20 protein-coding genes, 3 tRNA genes and 3 rRNA genes are annotated in these 26,909 nt (G+C 40.8%); 21 read left to right on the top strand and 5 right to left on the bottom strand.

The window, feature by feature from the left end:
• Positions 1-14: 14 nt before the first annotated feature.
• The 13 genes from GYM74_RS10705 (at position 15) to GYM74_RS10645 (ending at position 14,974) form a co-directional block, all read left to right on the top strand.
• Complete coding sequence (locus GYM74_RS10705) at positions 15-1,922, top strand: transcription antiterminator (RefSeq protein ID WP_370634070.1); 1,908 nt, start codon at positions 15-17, stop codon at positions 1,920-1,922.
• 235 nt (positions 1,923-2,157) lie between these two features.
• On the top strand, positions 2,158-2,667 hold the full coding sequence (gene yceD, locus GYM74_RS10700; RefSeq protein WP_220218194.1) for a 23S rRNA accumulation protein YceD: 510 nt from the start codon (positions 2,158-2,160) through the stop codon (positions 2,665-2,667).
• Between the two features lie 4 nt (positions 2,668-2,671).
• Complete coding sequence (rpmF, locus tag GYM74_RS10695; protein ID WP_025316508.1) at positions 2,672-2,839, top strand: 50S ribosomal protein L32; 168 nt, start codon at positions 2,672-2,674, stop codon at positions 2,837-2,839.
• 33 nt (positions 2,840-2,872) lie between these two features.
• The gene (gene plsX / locus GYM74_RS10690; RefSeq protein WP_255556149.1) at positions 2,873-3,919 is read left to right on the top strand and encodes a phosphate acyltransferase PlsX; all 1,047 of its coding nucleotides are present in this window, start codon (positions 2,873-2,875) and stop codon (positions 3,917-3,919) included.
• A 4-nt stretch (positions 3,920-3,923) separates the two neighbouring features.
• Entirely contained in the window at positions 3,924-4,877 is a 954-nt protein-coding gene (locus tag GYM74_RS10685) for a beta-ketoacyl-ACP synthase III (protein ID WP_220218193.1), read from the top strand.
• A 35-nt stretch (positions 4,878-4,912) separates the two neighbouring features.
• Positions 4,913-5,848, top strand: coding sequence for an ACP S-malonyltransferase (fabD, locus tag GYM74_RS10680; RefSeq protein WP_220218192.1), 936 nt, complete (start codon positions 4,913-4,915; stop codon positions 5,846-5,848).
• Positions 5,849-5,866: 18 nt separating this feature from the next.
• A complete protein-coding gene (gene fabG / locus GYM74_RS10675; RefSeq protein WP_220218191.1) occupies positions 5,867-6,601 on the top strand; it encodes a 3-oxoacyl-ACP reductase FabG in 735 nt (244 codons plus the stop codon).
• Positions 6,602-6,750: 149 nt separating this feature from the next.
• Positions 6,751-6,984 (top strand): acyl carrier protein, encoded by a 234-nt coding sequence (gene acpP / locus GYM74_RS10670; RefSeq protein WP_220218190.1) that lies wholly within the window; start codon positions 6,751-6,753, stop codon positions 6,982-6,984.
• Between the two features lie 157 nt (positions 6,985-7,141).
• Positions 7,142-8,386, top strand: a complete 1,245-nt coding sequence (fabF, locus tag GYM74_RS10665; protein ID WP_255556148.1) for a beta-ketoacyl-ACP synthase II — start codon at positions 7,142-7,144, stop codon at positions 8,384-8,386.
• A gap of 244 nt (positions 8,387-8,630) precedes the next feature.
• Complete coding sequence (locus GYM74_RS10660; protein ID WP_220218189.1) at positions 8,631-9,722, top strand: glycerol dehydrogenase; 1,092 nt, start codon at positions 8,631-8,633, stop codon at positions 9,720-9,722.
• A 174-nt stretch (positions 9,723-9,896) separates the two neighbouring features.
• The gene (gene dnaE, locus GYM74_RS10655) at positions 9,897-13,376 is read left to right on the top strand and encodes a DNA polymerase III subunit alpha (RefSeq protein ID WP_220218188.1); all 3,480 of its coding nucleotides are present in this window, start codon (positions 9,897-9,899) and stop codon (positions 13,374-13,376) included.
• Between the two features lie 248 nt (positions 13,377-13,624).
• Positions 13,625-14,584, top strand: a complete 960-nt coding sequence (gene accA, locus GYM74_RS10650) for an acetyl-CoA carboxylase carboxyl transferase subunit alpha (RefSeq protein WP_220218187.1) — start codon at positions 13,625-13,627, stop codon at positions 14,582-14,584.
• Between the two features lie 21 nt (positions 14,585-14,605).
• Positions 14,606-14,974 (top strand): diacylglycerol kinase, encoded by a 369-nt coding sequence (locus tag GYM74_RS10645; RefSeq protein WP_255556147.1) that lies wholly within the window; start codon positions 14,606-14,608, stop codon positions 14,972-14,974.
• Positions 14,975-15,106: 132 nt separating this feature from the next.
• Here the strand turns inward: GYM74_RS10645 and GYM74_RS10640 are convergent, their stop codons facing one another.
• Genes GYM74_RS10640 through metK form a run of 4 tightly spaced genes read right to left on the bottom strand, consistent with a single transcriptional unit; the run spans position 15,107 to position 18,213 of the window.
• Positions 15,107-15,949, bottom strand: coding sequence for a 23S rRNA (adenine(2030)-N(6))-methyltransferase RlmJ (locus GYM74_RS10640; protein WP_220218186.1), 843 nt, complete (start codon positions 15,947-15,949; stop codon positions 15,107-15,109).
• Positions 15,943-16,560: a hypothetical protein gene (locus GYM74_RS10635; protein ID WP_220218185.1), complete on the bottom strand. Its 618-nt coding sequence runs from the start codon at positions 16,558-16,560 to the stop codon at positions 15,943-15,945. The genes GYM74_RS10640 and GYM74_RS10635 overlap by 7 nt, the downstream gene beginning before the upstream one ends.
• Before the next feature lie 14 nt (positions 16,561-16,574).
• Positions 16,575-17,078 (bottom strand): SprT family zinc-dependent metalloprotease, encoded by a 504-nt coding sequence (locus tag GYM74_RS10630; protein WP_220218184.1) that lies wholly within the window; start codon positions 17,076-17,078, stop codon positions 16,575-16,577.
• Positions 17,062-18,213, bottom strand: a complete 1,152-nt coding sequence (gene metK / locus GYM74_RS10625; RefSeq protein ID WP_220218183.1) for a methionine adenosyltransferase — start codon at positions 18,211-18,213, stop codon at positions 17,062-17,064. The genes GYM74_RS10630 and metK overlap by 17 nt, the downstream gene beginning before the upstream one ends.
• Before the next feature lie 181 nt (positions 18,214-18,394).
• Here metK and murI point away from each other — a divergent pair, with 181 nt between their 5' ends.
• The 8 genes from murI (at position 18,395) to GYM74_RS10585 (ending at position 25,310) form a co-directional block, all read left to right on the top strand.
• Positions 18,395-19,219, top strand: coding sequence for a glutamate racemase (gene murI / locus GYM74_RS10620; protein WP_220218182.1), 825 nt, complete (start codon positions 18,395-18,397; stop codon positions 19,217-19,219).
• 384 nt (positions 19,220-19,603) lie between these two features.
• A 16S ribosomal RNA gene (locus tag GYM74_RS10615) occupies positions 19,604-21,141 on the top strand.
• A gap of 53 nt (positions 21,142-21,194) precedes the next feature.
• Positions 21,195-21,270, top strand: a tRNA-Glu gene (locus GYM74_RS10610).
• 205 nt (positions 21,271-21,475) lie between these two features.
• Positions 21,476-24,374: ribosomal RNA gene (locus GYM74_RS10605) — 23S ribosomal RNA — on the top strand.
• Positions 24,375-24,525: 151 nt separating this feature from the next.
• Positions 24,526-24,641 (top strand): 5S ribosomal RNA (gene rrf / locus GYM74_RS10600).
• The 16S, 23S and 5S rRNA genes sit together here with 3 tRNA genes alongside, the layout of an rRNA operon.
• A gap of 34 nt (positions 24,642-24,675) precedes the next feature.
• A tRNA-Asp gene (locus tag GYM74_RS10595) sits at positions 24,676-24,752 on the top strand.
• Between the two features lie 9 nt (positions 24,753-24,761).
• Positions 24,762-24,837 (top strand) — tRNA-Trp (locus GYM74_RS10590).
• Between the two features lie 134 nt (positions 24,838-24,971).
• On the top strand, positions 24,972-25,310 hold the full coding sequence (locus tag GYM74_RS10585; protein WP_220218181.1) for a DUF413 domain-containing protein: 339 nt from the start codon (positions 24,972-24,974) through the stop codon (positions 25,308-25,310).
• A gap of 4 nt (positions 25,311-25,314) precedes the next feature.
• On the opposite strand, the gene GYM74_RS10580 is transcribed toward GYM74_RS10585, so the two are convergent.
• A complete protein-coding gene (locus GYM74_RS10580; RefSeq protein ID WP_220218180.1) occupies positions 25,315-26,838 on the bottom strand; it encodes a YifB family Mg chelatase-like AAA ATPase in 1,524 nt (507 codons plus the stop codon).
• Between the last annotated feature and the right edge of the window lie 71 nt (positions 26,839-26,909).

Below are 26,909 nucleotides of genomic sequence, written 5' to 3'. Positions count from 1 at the left end.
TGATGACATCTAACATGATGTTTTCTTATCAACGATTAGTCTATTTGTTTGATACGATAAAAAATGAGACGCTACCTCAAAAAGAGTTAGCGAATCGTTTTTCGGTATCAACGCGTACTATTCGAACCGATATTGCAGCGCTTAATGATATATTAGCTAACTATGGTGCTCAAATTCAGTACACCAAAAATCTGGGTTATCAACTTGTTGTATCAGATCCTGTTTGTTATGCAACGCTGCCGATAGTGCCTTCAACAAAACAGCTACCACGCACCAGTAAAGAAAGATTTTCAGCCCTGCTTATTGCCTTTTTAACTCAACCTCACGCAGTAAAATTGGATGATATTGCAGATAAATGGTTTTTAAGCCGCAGCACGTTACAAAATGATATTCTTGAAATAAAACAGTATTTAGATAAGTATAATCTATCACTCGAAAATCGCCCGTATTACGGATTGCGTCTGGTTGGCGATGAGTCATCAATACGTGCATGTTTAACCGACATTATATGGCAACGCCATTTGGCGCAAGACCTCATCACTGTTGAAAGGCTTAAACAAACAATTTTAAATGATATTGATTTAAACTATCTGGAAAAAGTGTTACAAAATCAGTTTGAGCGTTTTGAATTAAAGTTAACGGCGGAAGGCCAGAGCTATTTACTCTATAGTTGTGCGGTATCGATAACTCGTATCACACAAATGCATGAGTTAATTGAATATCAGGTCGATAAGATTGATTCAACCGTGATTGGCGCAGCCAGAGAAATATCAGAAGAGTTCTCCCATTTTTTAGGCAACCCACTCGGTGAAGCGGAGTTTAATTATCTGTGTGTTCAAATTATTTCACGCACCATGACCGAATCACCCAATCAAGCCAAAAGTTTAGCACTGGTTGAACATATCTTATCTTATATCAATGATTGTTATCACTATAATTTACGGGAGGACAACAAGTTACGGCAAGATCTCCTTATTCATATCTCCTCAATGTTATCAAGGATACAGTATCAAATAAGAGCGACCAATCCCTTATTGGATGAAATTAAACAGTATTATCCTTTTGCTTATGATATTACGCTTTCAGCATTGGCTAATACTAAAAACTATACTCAAGCAAAAATGACCGAAGATGAAATAAGTTATCTAGCGGTACATATTGGTGTGGCTTTAGAGCGTAATTACAGTGCCGGGCATGCACGATTTGCGCAAATTTTGCTGGTCAGCGAGCTTGGTAATGCCACTTTGCGAATGATTGAATCAAAAATTAAGCGGGATTTTCCCCATATTCAAATTAATCGCACGCTAACATATCGTGCATATGAGCAACTGACAAAGGTAGAAGAAGACTTCGTTGTATCCACCGTTCGTTTGACCGAAAAAGATAAACCGATTGTTAAAATTGCGCCTTTCCCAACGGCTTACCAACTTGAACAGCTCGGGCGGTTGGCGATGATTGATCGCACTATGCCTTATATCATAGAGCGATTTTTCGATGAAAAATTCTTTTTTATTATCGATGAGCCAATGACACAAAAAACACTGTTTAACCAAGTCTGCGCAAAATTAGTTCAACAAGGGTATGTTGATAGCGATTTTTATCCGTCGGTTGTTGAACGTGAAAAAATTGTTTCAACTCTATTGGGAGAAAACATCGCCATACCTCACTCAGTAGGATTACTGGCCAGAAAAACCGTTGTCACAACGATTTTGGCGCCACAAGGCATTGTCTGGAATAAAAACGAAGTAGCGCATGTCATTTTTTTATTGGCGATCAGCAAAGATGAGTATGAAGATGCGATGCGCATTTATAATCTATTTGTTAACTTTGTAAAAGAGAAAGCGACTAAGCGCTTGCTAGATAGTCAAAACTTTGACGATTTTACGGCAATTGTAAAAGATAGTTTTGGGCGATTATCATAATAAATAGGCAAATTTAAAAAGTTTTATACTTAAACGTATATATTTTCTGAAAGTTCTTGGCAAGCGCAAAATAGTCGCAAAAAAGTAAATATTAAGGTAATAATCAACAACTAAAACAAATTATATTATCGATGCCCATTGACGAAATCTTGATTTAAAGGTAAGATGCGCGCCTTACGGCATTGTGCAGATTTTAGCTGCACTAAACAAAATTTTAAGGTAGTATGCATATCTTATGCAAAATAAATTACCATTAACAATTGACCCTATCAAAGCGGCACAAAAACGGCTTGATTACGTTGGATATTATCCAATGCAAGCTATAACGCGCTTGGAGAGTCCAAAAAGTGATATCGAATGTCGTTTATCTTTTGGTTATGATGAACAAAAACTTTGCGTTATCACAATTGATGCAAAAATAACGTTAGAACAGATTTGTCAACGTTGTTTTAAGCCTTTTATCACAGAAGTTCATGTGATGAATAAATTTAGTCCTGTTAAGAGCGATGCTCAAGCAGAGACATTACCGGAACATTATGAACCTGTTCTTATGAACGAGTTTGGTGAAGTAGATATATTAGCGTTACTTGAGGACGAAATTATTCTCTCATTACCTATTGCGCCGGTACATGATAGTAAACACTGCGAAGTGTCAGAGGCAGATATGGTATTTGGTGAAATTCCAGCTGAGAATGAAAAACCAAATCCATTTGCAATTTTAGTTAGTTTAAAGAATAAGGGGTAAATCCATGGCTGTTCAACAGAATCGTAAAACTCGTGCAAAACGTGGTATGCGTCGTTCTCATGATGCATTAACTGTTGCTAATATCTCAGTTGATGAATCAGGTAAAACACATTTACGTCATCACGTAACCGCTGATGGTTATTATCGTGGTCGTAAAGTGATTTCTAAATAATTACTCAGTAATTAGAAATCCTCAGGTGACATTTTGGATAATCTAACCATTGCGTTAGATGCTATGAGCGGGGACTTCGGTCCTCGTGTTGTTGTTCCTGCTGCAATACAAGCATTAAATCGTTATCCAAATCTTTCTCTATTTCTGGTAGGTGATCTAACAGAAATCGGTCTTCTTTTGTCCAAAGAAAATTCAAAATTAATTGCCCAATATCAAGATGAAGGACGATTAACTTTGGTTAAATCCACCGCAGTTATCGCTAATGATATGAAACCATCTTATGCTATTCGCCACAGTGAAGGCTCTTCAATGAGAATTGCACTTGAAATGGTGAAAGATAATCAAGCGCAAGCATGCGTGAGTGCTGGTAATACAGGGGCATTAATGGGGCTATCTAAACTCTTATTACACTCCTTAACCGGCATTGATCGCCCGGCATTGGTTGCTACCATTCCTGCCTTAAATAATCAAAATACGGTAGTACTGGATTTAGGTGCAAATGCTGAGTGTGATAGTGATATGTTGGTGCAATTTGCCATAATGGGCGAAATCTTAGCAAAAACAGTACTTAACATTGAAAATCCACGGGTAGCACTACTCAATATTGGTGAAGAAGACATTAAAGGTTTGGATAAAATCCGTGCAGCTGCGTCCATTTTAAAATCAAATAATCAAATTAACTATATCGGTTACTTAGAAGGTAACGAGCTTTTAACCGGTAAAACTGATGTTCTGGTTTGTGACGGCTTTGTGGGGAATGTGACATTAAAAACGGTTGAAGGCTTAATTAAAATTTTTATGTCTTCTTGCAAATTATCATTTGGTCACAGCTCTTTTATCATGAAGTTATTAAGCAAGTGGTTACAAAGAAAGATCGCAAAAAATTTTGGTTATTTAGATCCCGGACGATATAATGGAGCCTGTTTGCTTGGTCTTCGAAGTATTGTGATTAAAAGTCACGGTAGTGCTAATCAAAAATCTTTTTTTGCAGCAATTGAACAAGCTATTTTGGCTATACAGACGAATATACCTGAGAAGATTGCAATCAGCCTTTCTTCTGCACTACCTAAGAGCGAATAATTAGATGTATACAAAGATATTAGGAACAGGAAGTTATCTTCCAAAACAGATTAGAACAAATGCCGATCTTGAAAAAATGGTTGATACCAGTGATGAATGGATTACAACCCGTACCGGCATTAAAGAAAGGCGTATTGCCGCACCCGATGAAACTGTCACCACCATGGCTTATCAAGCTGCAATCAATGCTATTGATATGGCTGATATCGATAAAAACGATATTGGTATGATTATTGTTGCAACAGCGACTTCAGTCAATGCTTTCCCTAGCGCCGCAACTGAATTGCAGGCTAAACTTGAAATTGGTGACGTGATTGCATTTGATGTATCAGCCGCTTGCTCTGGCTTTGTCTATGCTCTTGATATTGCTGATAAATACATTAAAAGTGGCGCCATTAAATATGCATTAGTGGTGGGGTCAGATATGTTGACACGGGGTGTTGATCCAAAAGACCGTGGCACGATTATTATATTTGGTGACGGCGCCGGCGCAGTTGTGGTTGGTGCTTCACAAGAACCCGGTATTATTGCTTCACATTTGCATGCCGACGGTCGTTATGGTGATTTGTTAAAATATCCGTATGTTGATCGCCGTGATATGAATGACCCTGTTTATATGACAATGCATGGTAATGAAGTGTTCAAAATTGCCGTTAAAGAGCTGTCTAACTTAGTTGATGAGCTATTGACTGAAAATGCCTTTAATAAAGCAGATTTAGATTGGCTGGTACCACACCAAGCTAACCTAAGAATTATTTCGGCAACCGCAAAACGTTTAGATATGGACATGAGCAAAGTGATTGTTACGCTTGATAAACAAGGCAATACTTCTGCAGCATCAGTACCTTGTGCTTTAGATGCCGGGGTGCGGGACGGACGTATTAAACGAGGTCAACTAATCTTATTAGAGGCTTTCGGTGGCGGCTTTGTTTGGGGCTCTGCGCTCGTTAGATTTTAAATACAAATTATTTTGAGTAATCAAGGATTTTAAAAATGACCAAATTTGCAATGGTATTTCCAGGACAAGGCTCACAATCTGTGGGTATGTTAAAAGATCTTGCGGACAATTACCCTATTGTAAAAGCAACTTTTGATGAAGCATCAGAAGTATTAGGCTATGATCTATGGGCACTTGTTCAAGACGGCCCGGCTGAAGAATTAAATAAGACATGGCAAACGCAACCTGCGTTACTTGCTTCGTCGGTTGCAATATATCGCGTATGGCAAAGCGTTAATGGCGCTCAACCGGAATTTATGGCCGGTCACAGTTTAGGTGAATATTCAGCCTTAGTTTGTGCTGGCGTAATTGATTTTAAAGATGCAATCGAATTAGTTGAGTTACGTGGAAAATTGATGCAAGAAGCTGTGCCAGCAGGTACAGGTGCTATGTATGCCATCATTGGTTTAGATAACGAATCAATCAGCAAAGCTTGTGAGCAAGCGACTGAAGGTCAAATTGTTGCGCCAGTTAATTTTAATTCACCTGGGCAAGTGGTTATCGCTGGCAATAAAGAAGCGGTTGAACGGGCGGGCGCATTATGTAAACAAGCCGGTGCAAAACGAGCCTTACCTCTAGCGGTTAGCGTACCGTCACATTGTGCTTTAATGAAACCGGCAGCCGATAAATTAGCCACTGCATTGCAAAACATTACGTTTAATGCACCAAAATTTGCGGTAATTAACAATGTAGATGTTAAAGTGGAAAGTTCTGCAGAGCAGATTAAAGCAGCGTTAATTGCCCAACTTTACAGCCCGGTACGTTGGACTGAAACTGTTGAAATGATGGCAAAACAAGGCGTGACACTTTTAGTTGAAATGGGACCGGGTAAAGTATTAACTGGATTAACTAAACGTATTGTTGATTCACTATCAGCGTGTGCTGTTAATGATAAAGCATCATTAGATGCTGCAATTGAAAATACAAAATAGAAGATAAAAGAGGTAGCTATGAACCTATCAGGAAAAATTGCTTTAGTGACAGGTGCCAGTCGCGGAATTGGTAAAGCCATTGCAGAAAAGTTAGTCGCTTGTGGTGCAACAGTGATTGGTACAGCAACAACAGAAAAAGGTGCTGAGGCTATTAGCCAATATTTAGGCTCACATGGTAAAGGTTTTGCATTAAATGTGACTGATGAAGCATCAATTGAATCAGTTATCCAAGCAATTAAAACTGAATTTGGTGATATTGACATTTTAGTCAATAATGCAGGGATCACTCGTGATAATTTGTTAATGCGAATGAAACAAGACGAGTGGCAAGATATTTTAGATACTAATTTAACGTCTGTTTTCCGCTTATCTAAAGCATTAATGCGCACCATGATGAAAAAACGTTATGGCCGAATTATCACGATTGGATCGGTTGTCGGCACTATGGGTAATGCCGGTCAAGCCAATTATGCTGCTGCAAAAGCCGGTCTAATTGGTTTTAGTAAATCATTAGCTCGTGAAGTTGCTTCTCGTGGCATTACCGTTAATGTTGTTGCACCGGGCTTTATCGCAACGGATATGACTGAAGCATTAACTGATGAACAAAAAGCACAAACATTAGCTCAAGTTCCGGCTGGTCGTTTAGGTGAACCTGTTGAAATTGCTAATGCTGTGGCATTTTTAGCGTCAGACGAAGCTAGCTATATAACTGGCGAAACTTTACATGTCAATGGCGGCATGTATATGGTGTAATTGATTAGAATAGTGTAAAATAACCCCATATTTTGAGGTTTTGAACAAAAAATAAACAATTGGGTTGAAAAATGATTTGCATCTTTTTCAACATTTTATAAACTTACATTCACCGCCGCTTTTGGCGATATTTATAGGAAAAAAAGAGTATGAGCACTATCGAAGAGCGAGTTAAGAAAATTATTGTTGAGCAACTTGGTGTAAAAGAGGAAGAAGTAAGAAATGAATCTTCTTTTATTGAAGATCTTGGCGCTGACTCTCTTGATAACGTTGAACTAGTTATGGCTTTAGAAGAAGAATTTGATACTGAAATTCCTGATGAAGATGCTGAAAAAATCACAACTGTTCAATCAGCAATTGATTATATTACTGCAAATCAATAGGGTTAGCAGAATGTTCACAATAGGCGGTCACATGATCGCCTAGTTTATTTTATGCCTACATTTTTTCGCATAGCGAATGAGGCATAAAGTAAGCGTGAAACTTAACGTAAACTTTTAATGATTCAAATTTCATTTCAATCCTTTTCTGGAGGACAATGTGTCTAAACGCAGAGTTGTTGTTACTGGAATGGGCATGATATCTCCAGTAGGTAATACAGTTGAATCCACTTGGCAAGCGTTACTAGCAGGTCAAAGTGGAGTTGAGCTCATCGAACACTTTGATACAGCCCCATTTGCCACACGCTTCGCAGCGATGGTTAAAAACTTTAACGGCGAAGATTATAATATTACACGCAAAGATGCCCGTAAAATGGATTATTTTATCCAATATGGTATTGCTGCTGGTATGCAAGCAATGCAAGATGCCGGCATTGAAATAACGGAAGAAAATTCAGAACGTATTGGTTGTGCCATTGGTTCCGGTATTGGCGGTCTTGGGTTAATTGAAGAAAATCACAGTGCGCTAATTAATGGCGGTCCACGTAAAATTAGCCCGTTCTTTGTCCCTTCAACGATTGTTAATATGATCGCTGGTCACTTATCTATCATTTATGGATTAAAAGGACCAAGTATTACCATTGCAACAGCTTGTTCTTCCGGTGTTCATAATATTGGTCATGCTGCCCGAATGATAGCCTATGGTGATGCTGACGGAATGTTAGCCGGTGGCGGTGAAAAAGCCAGTACACCACTTGGTATTGGCGGTTTTGGTGCAGCTCGTGCATTATCGACTAATAATGACAATCCAAAAGGCGCAAGTCGACCGTGGGATAAAGACCGTGACGGTTTTGTTCTTGGTGACGGTGCAGGGATCATGTTCTTAGAAGAGTATGAACATGCGAAAAAGCGTGGTGCAAAAATTTATGCTGAAATTGTCGGTTTCGGTATGAGTGGCGATGCTTATCATATGACTTCACCTCCGGAAGATGGAAGTGGTGCAGCTTTAGCCATGAAATGTGCGATACGTGATGCAGGTATTACGCCGGAACAAGTCGGTTATATTAATGCGCACGGTACTTCAACACCTGCTGGTGATAAAGCTGAAACTCAAGCAGTAAAAAGTGTTTTCAAAGAAAACGCTAACAAAGTAATGGTGAGTTCAACTAAATCGATGATCGGGCATCTATTAGGTGCAGCCGGTGCCGTTGAATCAATCTTTACTGTACTTGCTTTACGTGATCAGGCTGTTCCACCGACAATTAATTTAGACAATCCTGATGAAGGATGCGATCTTGATTATGTCCCGCACACTGCTCGCCAAGTTAAAAATCTTGAATATGCGCTTTGCAATTCATTTGGTTTTGGTGGCACTAACGGTTCTGTACTATTCAAAAAAGTTTAAGACAGCTACTATTTTCCCGTCCCAGCTAGGTGACGGGAATCCTTTTCTATTTTCTATCAATTCTGAAAAAATATACTTATAAAATGTGGCATATCCCTCATTTTTTTAAAAATCCTGTGGATTATCAATAATAAAAGCGTATGTTGTAATTAATCATAGAGCATTACTATCTTTCGCCATTACCTAAGGATAATAGCTTTATTGATAAACAGATATTTATTTACCTTTGTTGGGAGCTGTTATTATGATCACAACTGCACTTTTTCCGAATCGTTATATCCAAGGTGACAATGCAATTGAACATTGTTTAGGTCAAGAGTTAGCCAGATTAGGCAAAAAAGCATTATTACTGCAAAGCCCGTCGGCACATAAAAATCTATCTACAACAATTGAAAAATCTTTAGACGGTAATATCAAATTTGTCATAGATATATTTAATCGTGAATGTTGTGATGAAGAGATAGCTCGTATTTCAGCTTTAGTTGAAGCAAATGGAATTGATGTGATTGTTGGCATCGGTGGCGGAAAAGCTATCGATACCGCAAAAGCGGTGGCTGCAGAGTTGAATTATCCTTGCGTTGTGGTGCCAACGCTTGCCTCTACTGATGCGCCATGTAGTGCATTATCTGTTATCTATACGCCGAACGGCGAATTTAAACGTTATTTCATGTTGCCACGTAATCCTGATTTAGTCTTGGTTGATTCAAAGGTTATTGCTAAGGCGCCAGCTAGATTTTTAGTAGCCGGCATGGGGGATGCGCTCGCAACCTGGTTTGAAGCAGAGGATTGCCGGCAATCAAAAGCCCCAAATATGACCGGCAGGCCGGGGCCAATTTCGGCATTCCAACTCGCCAAATTCTGTTTTGATATACTCCTTCAATATGGTGTTCAAGCAAAAATAGCGTGCGAACAAAAAGTGGTTACCCCTGCACTTGAACATGTTATTGAAGCTAACACGCTCTTGTCTGGGCTGGGCTTTGAAAGTGGTGGGCTATCGGCTGCCCATGCTATTCATAACGGTTTTACCGCATTAGAAGCAACCCATGAGTATTGGCACGGTGAAAAAGTGGCGTTTGGGACACTTGCCATGTTGATGTTAATTGATAGTGAACCTGATATGATTGAGACAGTTTACGCGTTTTGTCAATCTGTTGGATTACCTACCACACTGGCACAAATTGGTTTAGTCGACGTGACTGATGAAGATTTAATGAAAGTTGCTGAGCTGGCTTGCGCTGAAGGTGAATCAATTCACAACTCATTGTCAGAAGTGACCCCTTATACGGTTTTCGCTGCAATAAAAGCGGCTAATGCGTATGGGCTGCGCCGTCAGTAAACGTTTTTTAAAATTTATGCTAATTTCGCTTAACTTCCGTAAGCCATATATTATGGGAGTTAAGTTTATCCCCTTTTGCCCCGTTCTTGGCAAAAGATAAAGAGAATAAGAATATTCATATTGCTTGTGTTATAATTCAAAACAATTTTTTAAGCATAATTATTTCTGGTAAATATGGCGGAACCTAAGTTTATTCATCTTCATTTACATAGCGATTTTTCAATGGTCGATGGCATTGCTAAAGTCGGTGCATTGGTAAATGAAGTGAGCAAGTTGCAAATGCCGGCTTTTGCAATTACTGACTTTACCAATCTTTGTGGGCTTGTAAAATTTTATGGCTCAGCAATGTCAAAAGGGATCAAACCAATTATTGGTGCTGATTTAGCTATTCGTAGCCCACAATTGTCAGATGATATTTATCGTTTAACGTTACTTGCAGCCAATAATGAGGGGTATCAAAATCTCACTTTGTTGATATCAAAAGCTTATCAACGAGGTTATATTGATGATATGCCTGTTGTGGATCAAGAATGGTTAACCACGCATAAAGAAGGTTTAATTATTCTGGCTGGACGAGGAAGTGATATTGGTATTGGCATTATCCGTGATAATCAAGCAATCATTGATAATGCCATGGATTATTATCAACAAACATTCCGTGATCATTTCTATTTTGAATTAGTTCGAACGAATCGAGCTAACGAAGAGTTATTTATTCATACTGTCGTTGAACTAGCTGAGCAGCATGATTTGCCAGTTGTTGCGAGCAATGATGTGCGGTTTTTAAAGTCAACTGACTTTGAAGCACATGAAATTCGTGTCGCCATTCATGACGGTAATACACTTGAAGATCCTAATAGACCCAAAAACTATTCGCCTGAACAATATCTACGCTCTGAACAAGAGATGTGCGAACTGTTTTCAGATATTCCGGAAGCACTGGAAAACAGTGTTGAAATCGCCAAGCGTTGTAATGTCACCATTCGACTAGGTGAGTACTTCTTACCGCAATTTCCAACCGGTGATATGTCCACTGAAGATTTTCTGGTGCATAAGTCACGGGAAGGGTTAGAAGAACGGCTTGAATTTTTGTTTCCTGATCCGCAAGTAAGAAAGCAAAAACGACCTGAATACGATGAACGCTTAGAAACCGAATTAAATGTTATCAACCAAATGGGATTTCCGGGCTACTTTTTAATCGTCATGGAATTTATTCAGTGGTCAAAAGATAATGATATTCCGGTTGGCCCTGGCCGGGGATCCGGCGCTGGCTCATTGGTTGCTTATGCGCTAAAAATTACCGATTTAGATCCACTTGCATTCGATTTGCTTTTCGAACGATTTTTAAATCCGGAACGTGTTTCCATGCCTGACTTTGATGTCGACTTTTGTATGGAAAAACGTGATTTGGTTATCGATCATGTGGCCGATATGTATGGCCGTGAGGCGGTATCGCAAATTATTACTTTCGGTACCATGGCGGCTAAAGCGGTTATTCGTGATGTTGGGCGAGTACTAGGGCACCCGTACGGTTTTGTTGACCGTATATCGAAACTGATTCCTTTAGATCCGGGGATGACACTGGCAAAAGCGTTTGAGGTCGAACCACAACTACAAGAATTATACGATAACAATGAAGAGATCAAATCATTAATCGATATTGCACGACAGTTAGAAGGGGTGACTCGCAACGCTGGTAAGCATGCGGGTGGGGTGGTGATTTCACCGACAAAAATTACTGATTTCTCACCAATTTATTGTGATCCGGAAGGTCATCATCCTGTTACCCAATTTGATAAAAATGATGTTGAATATGCTGGTTTAGTTAAATTTGACTTTTTAGGTTTGCGAACGTTAACCATTATTGATTGGGCGATTAAGATGATTAATCAGCGCCAATTAAGAGAAGGCAAACCACCGGTAGATATCACTCGTATAGCGTTAGACGATCAAGCCTCTTTTGATTTACTGTTAAAAGCTGAAACAACGGCAGTCTTCCAGCTTGAATCTCGAGGGATGAAAGATTTAATCAGACGTCTTAAACCCGACTGTTTCGAAGATATGATAGCGTTAGTTGCGTTATTTCGTCCCGGTCCTTTGCAGTCCGGTATGGTTGATAACTTTATTGACCGTAAACATGGACGGGAAGAGGTCTCATATCCGGATATAAATCATCAACACGAATCACTTAAACCTATTTTAGAGCCGACCTATGGCATTATTTTATACCAAGAACAGGTTATGCAAATTGCTCAAACCCTTTCCGGTTATACATTAGGTGGCGCTGATTTATTACGTCGTGCAATGGGTAAGAAAAAGCCCGAGGAGATGGCGAAACAGCGATCGGTATTTAAAGAAGGGGCAGAAAAACAAGGTGTGAATGGTGAACTTTCCATGCGCATCTTTGACTTAGTAGAAAAATTTGCCGGTTATGGTTTTAATAAATCCCACTCAGCGGCATATGCGCTGGTTTCTTACCAAACACTATGGTTAAAAACCCATTTCCCGGCGGAGTTTATGGCAGCAGTAATGACTGCTGATATGGATAACACCGATAAAATTGTTGGTTTAGTCGATGAATGTTTACGAATGGGGCTAAAAGTCAATCCACCGGATATCAACAGTGGGCTTTATCATTTTCACGTTAATGATAAAGGTGAAATTGTTTATGGTATCGGCGCGATAAAAGGGGTGGGTGAAGGACCGATTGAAGCCATTGTCGAAGCACGCAACAGTGGTGGTTATTTCAAAAATATTTTTGAACTTTGTGCACGAACAGATATGAAAAAGATTAATCGTCGTGTACTAGAAAAACTGACTATGGCGGGGGCGTTTGATAAATTAGGACCGCATCGTGCCGCAATACTGCACAGTATTAACGATGCAATGCAAGCGGCTGATCAATATACCAAAGCCCAAGATATTGGGCAGGAAGATATGTTTGGCGTTCTGGCTGAAGAGCCTGAACAAGTAGAACATGCTTATGCTGCTGTGCCGGAATTACCCGCCCAAGTATTACTTGATGGTGAGCGTGAGGCATTAGGTCTGTATTTGACCGGCCATCCGGTTACCCAATATTTGAAAGAGCTAAACCGTTATGCTTGTGGCGTGCGTATTAGCGAAGCTTCGCCAACCGGTTGGGGCAAAATGGCAACTTTTGCCGGTATTGTGGCTGATGCCCGAATCCGGATCACCAAAAAAGGGAATAAAATTGGTCTGTTTACCTTAGATGATCGCTCAGGTCGTATTGACGGCATGCTTTTTGCCGACTCTTTAGAAAAATTTGGACATCTGTTAGTCAAAGATAAAATCATCATTGTCACCGGACAAGTCAGTCATGATGATTTCAATGGCGGACTTAAAATGTCGGTCAGAGATATGGTTGATTTAAAAGATGCCAGAGCGAAATACGTTAAAGGTCTCGCAGTGACTTTAACCGAAAGTGAAGCAAACCGCCCGATGTTACAACGAATCCAACAAACGTTTGAACCATATCGCCATGGTAGTGTACCTGTAAACTTATATTATCATCGTGACGATTGTGTTGTGCGTATTCAATTTGGCACCACATGGCGAGTTGTACCGGAAGATGCGCTCATTGTAGAACTTAAAACTTTATTGGGTAATGATCGTATCGAATTTGAGTTTGAATAAATCGCCTTAAAATAGTGTTTTAAAGAGCTTATTTTATGGTCCAGGTATTGAAAAAATGAAGCAACAACCACCATTTAAATATGGTGTAATGTTGAGTCAATTGAAGAGCTGACAGTTAAATGTTGATGACTTCAATGAGTATTACATAGTAGAATTGGCTTAATTTTATTTTAAGAAATAGTCAGTATACTTTATTAGAAAATGTATTTTTAAAAAATACAAATAAACGAGAGGCAATCATAATCGTTATGAACAATTTTTTGGAATTTGAAAAGCCGATAGCGGAATTAGAAGCAAAAATTAATTCCTTAAAGAACATTGATTCACAACAAGTTGAATTAGATATCAATTTAGATAGAGAGATCAAACAATTAAATCAAAAAAGCCGAGAGTTGACCAAAAAAATATTTGCAAGCTTATCGCCTTGGGATGTTGCTCAATTAGCAAGACATCCAAATAGACCTTATACCTTAGATTATATTAAAGAGATATTTACCGATTTTGATGAGTTGGCCGGTGATCGTGCTTATGCCGATGATAAAGCCATTGTTGGGGGTATTGCCCGTATAGATGAGCGCCCGGTAATGGTTATTGGTCATCAAAAAGGTCGTGAAACTAAACAAAAAATCTACCGTAATTTTGGTATGCCAGCGCCAGAAGGCTATCGTAAAGCATTAAGATTAATGCAATTAGCTGAAAGATTTAAACTACCTATTATTACTTTTATTGATACTCCGGGCGCTTATCCCGGTATCGGTGCAGAAGAGCGTGGACAGGCAGAAGCCATTGCACGTAATTTACGTGAAATGTCACGGTTAAATGTACCGACCATTTGTACCGTTATCGGTGAAGGTGGCTCAGGCGGGGCGCTAGCTATCGGGGTAGCGGATAAAGTCAATATGCTACAATATAGTACTTATTCTGTTATTTCTCCGGAAGGGTGTGCGTCAATTTTATGGAAAAGTGCTGATAAAGCACCGGTTGCAGCTGAAGCCATGAATATGACAGCTGATAAGTTAATTAAGTTAAATCTTATCGATTCAATCATTCCAGAACCGCTAGGCGGAGCGCATCGAGATTATCCTGCCGTTGCTGCATCACTTAAAGCACAACTGCTTAATGATTTAGATGAGCTCGAAGGTATGGAGTTACCGGTACTACTTGAAAGAAGATTTCAACGCCTTATGAATTATGGTTATGCAAGATAATTTTAAATTTGGACAGTTATTGTGAAAAAATCAACAGGACTACAACGCATTATCAATGCGACAAAATACTCATTAAAAGGATTTAAATCAGCTATTAAAAATGAAGCAGCGTTCCGACAAGAACTCATCTTGTTGGTTGTTGCTTACATTATAGTAATGCTTATTGATTTTTCCATTTACGAACGAATCTTATTAGTTGGGTCAATAGGCTTTGTGATGATAGTTGAGCTCATTAACAGTGCTATTGAATGTGTGGTTGATAGAATTGGAAGTGAGCGACATGAATTATCCGGACGAGCGAAGGACTACGGTTCAGCGGCGGTCTGCTTATCCTTATTGCTAACAATCATCTTATGGATCTATCTGTTTGCTTGTCATTATTTTCCCTAAATTCTACTGAAACGTAGGTATTTTCTGAAAGTTTTTGACAAAAATTGCGCATCAGTTAAGCAAAATAGTTGCGATAGCGAATATAAAAAATGCGAGATTGTTCTCGCATTTTTAATGGATACGATCTTAATCTCACTCAGAAACTAACTCTTTAATAACAAAGTTTCCGGTTTTTTCTGTATCAAGAACGGAAAGTAACCATGGCATAATTGTTTCCATTTGATTATGTAATTTCCAAGGTGGATTGATCACTATCATCCCTGACGCGGTCATGCCTTTTTGATTATTATCTGGTTTTAACGCCAGCTCAAATTGAGAAACTCGTTTAATACCTAGCTTAATAATTCCGTCGATCATTCGTTGCGTTTGAGTGCGTGAAACAACCGGATACCAAATTAAGTAAATCCCTGTTGCAAAACGTTTATAAGCTTCATAAAGTGCGGCCGGAATTTTTTGATAATCCTCTTTTATCTCATAAGACGGGTCGATCAAAATAATCCCTCGGCGGGACGGAGGCGGTAACTTTGATTTAAGTTGTGCAAACCCGTCTTCTCGTAAAACTTTAGCTCGTTTATCTTTACTAAATTCCTGTTTTAACAGCGGGTAATCTGTTGGATGCAACTCAGTTAAATTAAGCTTATCTTGCTCTCTTAATAGTTGTTTGGCAATCAAAGGTGAACCCGGATAATATTTTAACGTGTCAAACGGATTATAGCGCTTTAAAACCTGCAAATACGTGGTGAGCGGTTGTGGAACAGTTGCTTGTTGCCATAATAAATTTATACCGGAAAGATATTCACCGGTTTTTTCGGCATGCTCACTTTGTAGCAAATAACGACCAGCTCCGCTATGGGTATCTAAATATAAAAATGGTTTTTCTTTCTCTTTTAGTGATTCAATACATAGTGTTAACACAATGTGTTTTAACACATCGGCATGATTACCTGCATGATAACTATGACGATAACTTAACATGGTGAATTTAACCTCTTTTGCTCATTTTTTTGCATATAAAATGTTGTTAGTGCTAAACAAAGCAAACAAGGGATTTCCATTAACTCTTCAATAAGATCTTTTCTTTCGTGACTTAAAACTAACAATTGATGACCAATTCGATGATGTTCAGCAATATCGGCAATCCCTAAAAAGAGAAACGCAAATAAGATATGCCAAACTGGAACTTGCTCATATTGATAACGGCGAGCTATCTCTTGACGTATTGTTGGTAAAAAGAGAGTTAAAAATGGTATTCCCATTACGATACCAGCAATGATTTTATAGTAGAAACGGGGCACCTCGGGGAAAAAGTCACGACCCCAGCTAATACCTCGACCAAAAAGCATAAACCACCAAAAAATAGTCCAGATCCAAAATTCATAAAGTGATTTATGGTTTTTCACACTTTTTGCATAATGATAGGTATAACCACACATAAATAATAAAAAGAGTGATTGGATATGCTCAACAATAGTGACACTAAGCCCGTTATAAAGAGGAATAAGAAAATTACCTAAAATATATAAAATAGCACTAAGTGCAACAATGAAAATAGAGCTTTTATAAAAATGGAAATCAAACTTAGGCATCGAATGTTTCAATATTAAATGGTGTTTTTGAGTTTAAGTATAGTACCGCATTTACGACAAACATAACTAGTCTTATTGTGATTAATTTTATTATGTCTGATTTTCGATAAACGATGTTCCTGACATTGGCAATGATATAAGTAATCTTCACGTTTAATGGCAAAATTATGTGTGGTTTTCGGTGCTTTTCCCATTATCTCAGACATAACCGATTGCCACTGCACTCCGTGAGGCTTCACTTTACCATACTGTTTAAATACAATCAGATGTGCTAATTCGTGGGGAACGACTTCTTCGATAAAGGCGGCGCCATTATCGATAAGCATTGTTGAATTAAGTTGAATTTCCCAACGCGCTAAATAGGCGCAGCCCGCAATACTTCCTTTAGGTTTATAAGTAATTTTAGGCTCGCCATATTGGGTATTTAATACTTGATTGGCTTGTTTTAAGTGCATTCTTAAACAAGCCATTACCTGATTGTGTAAGTGAATGGGTATTCGCTTATAATCCTGCTGCATCGCGTAGTAGTGCTGCTTTATCGGTTTTTTCCCAAGGGAAAATATCTCGTCCAAAATGGCCGTAGGATGCGGTTTGTTGATAAATCGGCTTAATAAGATCAAGCATTTGAATTAATCCATAAGGTCTTAAATCAAAAAACTCTTCAATTAAAGCAACGATCTTATCGTGGGCAACTTTTTCTGTACCAAAAGTGTTGACATAAATCGATGTTGGATGTGCGATACCAATAGCATAAGAAATTTGTAATTCACATCTATCAGCAAGTCCCGCCGCAACAATATTTTTAGCCACATAACGGGCAGCATAAGCAGCAGAACGGTCAACTTTTGACGGATCTTTACCAGAAAACGCACCGCCGCCATGGCGTGCTGCTCCACCATAAGTATCGACAATAATTTTACGACCGGTTAAACCACAATCACCCATTGGACCACCAATCACAAAGCGTCCGGTAGGATTGATAAAATATTTTGTTCTGGCTGTTAACCATTCGGCCGGTAAGGTTGGTTTAATAATTTCTTCCATTACCGCTTCATGTAATGTGTTTTGTTCGATATCTTCTGAATGCTGAGTTGATAATACAATTGTATCAACACCTTTAATTTTACCGTCTTGATAAATAAGGGTAACTTGACTTTTGGCATCTGGTCTTAACCAAGGAAGTGTGCCGTTTTTCCGTACTTGAGCTTGACGACGCATCAAATCGTGAGCATAACTAATGGCTGCCGGCATTAAATTTGGCATCTCATTAGTAGCATAGCCAAACATAATACCCTGATCACCGGCACCTTGTTCTAATGGATTTTGACGATCAACCCCTTGATTGATATCCGGTGACTGCTTACCAATTGCATTTAACACCGCACAAGAATTTGCATCAAACCCCATATCTGAACTGGTATAACCAATATCGTAAATCGTTTTTCGGGTCAATTCTTCAATATCTACCCATGCTGAAGTAGTAATTTCACCGCCAACTAAAGCCATACCGGTTTTGACGTAAGTTTCACACGCAACACGTGCTTTAGGGTCTTGTTTTAAAATAGCATCAAGCACAGCATCAGATATTTGATCGGCGATTTTATCTGGGTGACCTTCTGAAACGGATTCTGAAGTAAATAGAAATTCTGACATATATACCTTCTTTAACTTTTTTAATGCAATGCTTAAATTTAGCAGTTTTACCATCTAGACGTCTATTTTAATAATTTATTAGCCAAAAAGCCAGTATTACCTTAAACAAAATTACTTGCATAAATTTCTAATCAATTTACGATAGTGCTCGTTTAACTTTTCCAATCATTGCTAGCGAAATATGAATATTGTAAGAAAACTTCCCACAGTATTGGTGTTTGATTCCGGTGTTGGCGGATTATCTGTCTATAACGAAATCCATAATAAAATGCCTAATGTGCATTATATTTATGCATTTGATAATGAAATGTTTCCTTATGGGGATAAATCCTCAAGCTTTCTTATTGATAGAGTCATTGCGGTGATTGATACAATTAGCAAATCACATACTATCGATTTAGCCGTTATTGCCTGCAACACAGCCAGCACAATCTGTTTACCAAGCTTGCGGGAAAAATTCAGCTTTCCTATTGTTGGTGTTGTGCCGGCGATCAAACCGGCAAGCCAAATAACTCAAAATAAATGTATTGGACTGTTAGCAACCAAAGCCACAATACAGCGAGCCTACACCAACAATCTAATACAACAGTTTGCTCCCGATTGCACTGTTGAGTTATTGGGATTATCTGAGTTGGCGCATATTGCAGAAAATAAATTGCAAGGCATTGCTGTCGATATGCAACAACTGAAAGAATTGTTACAGCCATGGTTATGCTTGCCAGTGATCCCGGACACCATTGTCCTAGGTTGTACCCATTACCCTTTTATAAAAGAAGAATTAAAACACCTTTTCCCTAATGCCACATTTATTGATTCGGGTAATGCTATTGCCTCACGAGTTTATAATTTGCTAAAAGATCAATATGAAGTTCATCAAGCAAAAACACCAGCTAAAGAAAACTTAATATTAAGTACAGCACATAACCAATATGTTGAAAAGTTGGCTCAAAAATTATCTGAATATAATCTTAATAAATATCAATGCATTAAAGTTGTCGGTGTTTAAACCTTATTCGAACAGTTAAAGAATTTGTTATTTTTACTTGCTAAAAAAAATGAAGTGCCTATAATGCGCATCCACTGACACGGCGTCAGCGAAAGCAGACGGGAAAAGTGATTAGTGAGCAAGATCAAATTTTTAAAAAAAAGATCTTGACGAATAAAAAGGTGTAGCGTAGTATACGCAGCCCTTGAGACAGCAAACTGAAGCAAGCAATTGTGAAGTTAAATTGAAGCTGTCAGCTCTTTAAAAATAAGAAACAGACAATCTGTGTGGGCACTTGCGAGACGAGAAATTAAAAGTCTACGGACTCAAAAAAATTAAGTCTTGATAAGTGACACTGAAGATTCATTTGAATATGTCAGAGACAGTTATTGAGCATCAAACTTTAAATTGAAGAGTTTGATCATGGCTCAGATTGAACGCTGGCGGCAGGCTTAACACATGCAAGTCGAACGGTAACATGAGTGCTTGCACTTGATGACGAGTGGCGGACGGGTGAGTAAAGTATGGGGATCTGCCGAATGGAGGGGGACAACAGTTGGAAACGACTGCTAATACCGCATAATGTTGAAAGACCAAAGCATGGGACCTTCGGGCCATGCGCCATTTGATGAACCCATATGGGATTAGCTAGTTGGTAGGGTAAAGGCTTACCAAGGCGACGATCTCTAGCTGGTCTGAGAGGATGACCAGCCACACTGGAACTGAGACACGGTCCAGACTCCTACGGGAGGCAGCAGTGGGGAATATTGCACAATGGGGGGAACCCTGATGCAGCCATGCCGCGTGTATGAAGAAGGCCTTCGGGTTGTAAAGTACTTTCGGTAATGAGGAAGGTGGTGTATCGAATAGGTGCATCAATTGACGTTAATTACAGAAGAAGCACCGGCTAACTCCGTGCCAGCAGCCGCGGTAATACGGAGGGTGCGAGCGTTAATCGGAATGACTGGGCGTAAAGGGCATGTAGGCGGATAATTAAGTTAGGTGTGAAAGCCCCGGGCTCAACCTGGGAACTGCACTTAAAACTGGTTATCTGGAGTATTGTAGAGGAAGGTAGAATTCCACGTGTAGCGGTGAAATGCGTAGAGATGTGGAGGAATACCGGTGGCGAAGGCGGCCTTCTGGACAGATACTGACGCTGAGATGCGAAAGCGTGGGGAGCAAACAGGATTAGATACCCTGGTAGTCCACGCTGTAAACGATGTCGATTTGGAGTTTGTTGCCCTGAGTGATGGGCTCCGAAGCTAACGCGATAAATCGACCGCCTGGGGAGTACGGCCGCAAGGTTAAAACTCAAATGAATTGACGGGGGCCCGCACAAGCGGTGGAGCATGTGGTTTAATTCGATGCAACGCGAAGAACCTTACCTGGTCTTGACATCCACAGAATCTTGCAGAGATGCGAGAGTGCCTTCGGGAACTGTGAGACAGGTGCTGCATGGCTGTCGTCAGCTCGTGTTGTGAAATGTTGGGTTAAGTCCCGCAACGAGCGCAACCCTTATCCTTTGTTGCCAGCGATTTGGTCGGGAACTCAAAGGAGACTGCCGTTGATAAAGCGGAGGAAGGTGGGGACGACGTCAAGTCATCATGGCCCTTACGACCAGGGCTACACACGTGCTACAATGGCGTATACAAAGGGAGGCGACCTCGCGAGAGCAAGCGGACCTCATAAAGTACGTCTAAGTCCGGATTGGAGTCTGCAACTCGACTCCATGAAGTCGGAATCGCTAGTAATCGTGAATCAGAATGTCACGGTGAATACGTTCCCGGGCCTTGTACACACCGCCCGTCACACCATGGGAGTGGGTTGCACCAGAAGTAGATAGCTTAACCTTCGGGAGGGCGTTTACCACGGTGTGGTCCATGACTGGGGTGAAGTCGTAACAAGGTAACCGTAGGGGAACCTGCGGTTGGATCACCTCCTTACGAAGTGCTCGTAAGTGTTCACACAGATTGTTTGTTTAAGAAGAAATAATTAAGTCCCCTTCGTCTAGAGGCCTAGGACATCGCCCTTTCACGGCGGTAACAGGGGTTCGAATCCCCTAGGGGACGCCATCAGATGAGATTATTTTTTCGGAAAAAATTATGTTTGTATTTACTTTTAAGAGTAAATAGAAAGATAAAGCTCTTTAACAATTAGGAACAAGCTGAAAGAAACGAGTTCTCGTTTTTACGGAAGGCATTGATATGAAAGTATGAATGTGAAGAAGTAGAAAAGAGAAAAAAGCGTAATTGAAACCAAGACAACTGTGAGTTGTAAGGTTAAGAAATTAAGCGTACACGGTGGATGCCTAGGCAATCAGAGGCGATGAAGGACGTGTTAATCTGCGAAAAGCGACGGTAAGCCGATAAAAGGCGCTATAACCGTTGATGTCCGAATGGGGAAACCCAGTGCAGGCGACTGCACTATCATCTGATGAATACATAGTCAGATGAGGCGAACCGGGAGAACTGAAACATCTAAGTACCCCGAGGAAAAGAAATCAACCGAGATTCCCAAAGTAGCGGCGAGCGAAATGGGAGGAGCCCAAGCGGGTAGCATAGTGTATTAGTGGAAGCGTCTGGAAAGTCGCACGACAGAGGGTGAAAGTCCCGTACATGAAAATGCATTATGTGGAAGCTTATAGAGTAGGGCGGGACACGTGATATCCTGTCTGAAGATGGGGGGACCATCCTCCAAGGCTAAATACTCCTGATTGACCGATAGTGAACCAGTACCGTGAGGGAAAGGCGAAAAGAACCCCGGGAGGGGAGTGAAATAGACCCTGAAACCGTGTACGTACAATCAGTGGGAGCATGTACCGTTGGGTATGTGTGACTGCGTACCTTTTGTATAATGGGTCAGCGACTTATATTCTGTAGCAAGGTTAACCGAATAGGGGAGCCGAAGGGAAACCGAGTATTAACTGTGCGAAAAGTTGCAGGGTATGGACCCGAAACCCGGTGATCTAGCCATGGGCAGGTTGAAGGTTGGTTAACACTAACTGGAGGACCGAACCGACTAATGTTGAAAAATTAGCGGATGACCTGTGGCTGGGGGTGAAAGGCCAATCAAACCGGGAGATAGCTGGTTCTCCCCGAAAGCTATTTAGGTAGCGCCTCATGAGTAACTGTTGGGGGTAGAGCACTGTTTCGGCTAGGGGGCCATCCCGGCTTACCAACCCGATGCAAACTCCGAATACTGACAAGTTTAATCATGGGAGACACACGGCGGGTGCTAACGTTCGTCGTGAAGAGGGAAACAACCCAGACCGCCAGCTAAGGTCCCGAAGTCATAGTTAAGTGGGAAACGAAGTGGGAAGGCTTAGACAGCTAGGATGTTGGCTTAGAAGCAGCCATCATTTAAAGAAAGCGTAATAGCTCACTAGTCGAGTCGGCCTGCGCGGAAGATGTAACGGGGCTAAAACTATGCACCGAAGCTGCGGCAGTGCACGAAAGTGTATTGGGTAGGGGAGCGTTCTGTAAGCCGTAGAAGGTGTGTTGTGAGGCATGCTGGAGGTATCAGAAGTGCGAATGCTGACATAAGTAACGATAAAGCGGGTGAAAAGCCCGCTCGCCGGAAGACCAAGGGTTCCTGTCCAACGTTAATCGGGGCAGGGTGAGTCGACCCCTAAGGAGAGGCCGAAGGGCGTATCTGATGGGAAACGGGTTAATATTCCCGTACTGGCTGTAACTGCGATGGGGGGACGAAGAAGGCTAGGTTTACCACCTATTGGATGGTGGGTTAAGCGTGTAGGGGTGTGATTAGGCAAATCCGGTCACTAAGACCCTGAGGCGTGATGACGAGCTACTAAGGTAGTGAAGTAATTGATGCCCTGCTTCCAGGAAAATCCTCTAAGCTTCAGGTTACAGTTAATCGTACCCGAAACCGACACAGGTGGTCAGGTAGAGAATACTCAGGCGCTTGAGAGAACTCGGGTGAAGGAACTAGGCAAAATGGTGCCGTAACTTCGGGAGAAGGCACGCTGACGGTAATTGAAATCCCGCGCGGATGTAGGTGAAATCAGTCGAAGATACCAGCTGGCTGCAACTGTTTAATAAAAACACAGCACTGTGCAAACACGAAAGTGGACGTATACGGTGTGACGCCTGCCCGGTGCTGGAAGGTTAATTGATGGGGTTATGCGTAAGCAGAAGCTCTTGATCGAAGCCCCAGTAAACGGCGGCCGTAACTATAACGGTCCTAAGGTAGCGAAATTCCTTGTCGGGTAAGTTCCGACCTGCACGAATGGCGTAATGATGGCCAGGCTGTCTCCACCCGAGACTCAGTGAAATTGAAATTGCCGTGAAGATGCGGTGTACCCGTGGCAAGACGGAAAGACCCCGTGAACCTTTACTATAGCTTGACAGTGAACATTGAGCCTTAATGTGTAGGATAGGTGGGAGACTATGAAGCATGCACGCCAGTGTGTGTGGAGTCAACCTTGAAATACCACCCTTTAATGTTTGATGTTCTAACCTGTACTTCTGAATCGAGGTAAGGGACACTGTCTGGTGGGTAGTTTGACTGGGGCGGTCTCCTCCCAAAGAGTAACGGAGGAGCACGAAGGTTAGCTAATCCTGGTCGGACATCAGGAGGTTAGTGCAATGGCAAAAGCTAGCTTGACTGCGAGAGTGACGGCTCGAGCAGGTACGAAAGTAGGTCATAGTGATCCGGTGGTTCTGAATGGAAGGGCCATCGCTCAACGGATAAAAGGTACTCCGGGGATAACAGGCTGATACCGCCCAAGAGTTCATATCGACGGCGGTGTTTGGCACCTCGATGTCGGCTCATCACATCCTGGGGCTGAAGTAGGTCCCAAGGGTACGGCTGTTCGCCGTTTAAAGTGGTACGCGAGCTGGGTTTAGAACGTCGTGAGACAGTTCGGTCCCTATCTGCCATGGGCGTAGGAAAATTGAGAGGGTTTGCTTCTAGTACGAGAGGACCGAAGTGAACGCACCGCTGGTGTTCGGGTTGTGATGCCAATTGCATTGCCCGGTAGCTACGTGCGGAATAGATAAGTGCTGAAAGCATCTAAGCACGAAACTAGCCTCGAGATGAGTTTTCCCTGAAGAGATTCAGTAAGGTCCGTTTGAGACTAAGACGTAGATAGGTCAGGTGTGTAAGTGTAGTGATACATTGAGCTAACTGATACTAATGAACCGAGAGTCTTAACCTTACAACTCGGAGTTGTTTTGGGTTACGCAAGTTGAGAGTAAGAAATCATCGAAAGGTGATGAAAGATTGATAAAACAGTTTGTTCCGGATTGAGCGATTGATGCAGACATGCGATAATGCGCATCAGTTGAAGAAAGAGAAGACAGAATATGTCTGGCGGTAATAGCGCGGTGGTCCCACCTGACCCCATGCCGAACTCAGAAGTGAAACGCCGTAGTGCCGATGGTAGTGTGGGTATTACCCATGTGAGAGTAGGGTGCCGCCAGACTTTTAATTTTATATATATACATACCAAATACGGTGGAGCGGTAGTTCAGTTGGTTAGAATACCTGCCTGTCACGCAGGGGGTCGCGGGTTCGAGCCCCGTCCGTTCCGCCACCTTTATTTAGGGGCGTAGTTCAATTGGTAGAGCACCGGTCTCCAAAACCGGGTGTTGGGAGTTCGAGACTCTCCGCCCCTGCCATAAATATGATAGCTTTGTCTTAATTTTAGTCGTTCGTTCATTTTTATCTTAGCAAATAAAAGAATTTTGTTTACAGATTTACTTAGTCAATTATAATTCCCGCCCAACTACTTTTACAATCTAGAGGATATAACATGGCTGAAAGTTTTATAAGTCAACAACGCTTTTTTGATAATAAGAATTATCCGAGAGGATTTTCCCGTCACGGTGATTTTACGATTAAAGAAGCGCAGATTTTAGAGAAATATGGATGTGCTTTTAGAGATCTGGATGCAGAAACTAAAAAACCTGTTACAGCTGAAGAAAAGTCTTTTGTTGCGGTTTGCAAAGGCAAAAAAGACGCATCTACTGATTTTGAAAAAACATGGTTAAAATACCTTTCTCGTATCAACAAACCAAAACGTTTTCACACACTATCAGGCGGGAAACCTCAAGTTGATGTGAACGATGATTTTGTCGATAGCGACGACTAATTGATTACCCAATGTTTTTATGTAATTGAATTAATAACCTATCCATAGAACGATAACTTAATGCTTCTGAAATATGTTGTCGTTCTATATTGACTGATGAATCTAAATCCGCAATAGTACGTGAGACTTTCAAAATTCGGTGCCATGCTCGTGCTGAAAGACCTAATTTAATCAAAGCTTGTTCCAAATACTCGTTATTCTCATCCGATAACAGACAATAATGTTTTATCTCATTTACGCTTAGCTGACTATTAAGCTTGTTATTCCTTCCTAATTGTATTTCTCTTGCTTTAAATACTCGCTGTTTTACGCTCTGTGTTGATTCAACTGCGATATTTTTCTGACTAAGTGTCCCTTTAGGTAATAATGGCACTTCGATAGAGATATCAAACCTATCTAAAAATGGCCCCGATAGCCGATTTAAATAACGCATAGTTTGTTGAGGCGTTGTTCTATTATGCGTACCTTGATAATGACCGGTTGGGCTTGGATTCATAGCGGCAATAAGTTGAAATTTGGCAGGAAATTTTATTTTCGCATTGGCTCTTGAAATCACTATTTCGCCCGATTCAATCGGTTCCCTTAAGGCATCAAGCACTTTACGATTAAATTCCGGTAGTTCATCTAAAAATAGTACGCCATTATGTGCTAATGAAATTTCCCCCGGTTTAGGTATTGAGCCACCACCGACTAAAGCTGCGGTTGATGCGCTATGATGAGGCGCTCTAAACGGTCTTTGACGCCAATTTTTTATCGAGCCATTAGGACTTACAAGGCTCGTTATTGCAGCGCTTTGTAACGCTTCATCGTCTGATAGCGGCGGTAAAAGCGAAGTTAAACGTGTTGCTAACATTGTTTTACCTGTTCCGGGAGGACCAATTAATAATAGATTATGACCACCAGCAGCGGCAATTTCCAACGCTCTTTTAGCATGTTCCTGACCGACAATGTCTTCTAATTTTTCTACTTGATTTCCATTATCGTTATGATCACGATATTCAACCATGGGCAAATTGATTTCATTATATAAATATTGGCATAGTTGTAATAAATTAGTGGTGATTAATGTATTGTTATGGTGAATCAAAGATAATTCAGATTGATTTTCAGCTGAAATAATTAAAACACGATGATTTTTCTTTGATGCTATTGCCGCCGGAATTGCGCCTTTAACCGCTCTTATATCGCCCGAAAGCGCTAACTCACCTAAGAACTCATACTGTGCCAGATTATCTACCGGAATTTGCTCTGTAGCAGCTAAAATAGCGATAGCTATAGGTAAATCAAAACGACTTCCTTCTTTAGGAAGATCAGCGGGTGAGAGGTTAACGGTGATTTTCTTTGCCGGAAATGTGAAGCCGCTATTGATAATGGCGCTCCTAACCCGATCTTTTGCTTCTTTCACCGTTGCTTCAGGTAGCCCTACTAGTACAAAACCAGGCAATCCATTACTAATGTGTACTTCGACATTGATTTGCGGTGCTTGTATTCCGATAGAAGCACGGGTTGAGACAATCGCAAGAGACATAATTTGCACCATTAAGTATAAAAAACTTTCTTTAATTTATCGTGTTTAGATAAATATTAAGTTCAACTTAA

The organism is Gilliamella sp. ESL0405, assembly GCF_019469205.1.
Taxonomy (GTDB): domain Bacteria; phylum Pseudomonadota; class Gammaproteobacteria; order Enterobacterales; family Orbaceae; genus Gilliamella.
This window is presented reverse-complemented; position numbering and strand designations above follow the sequence as displayed.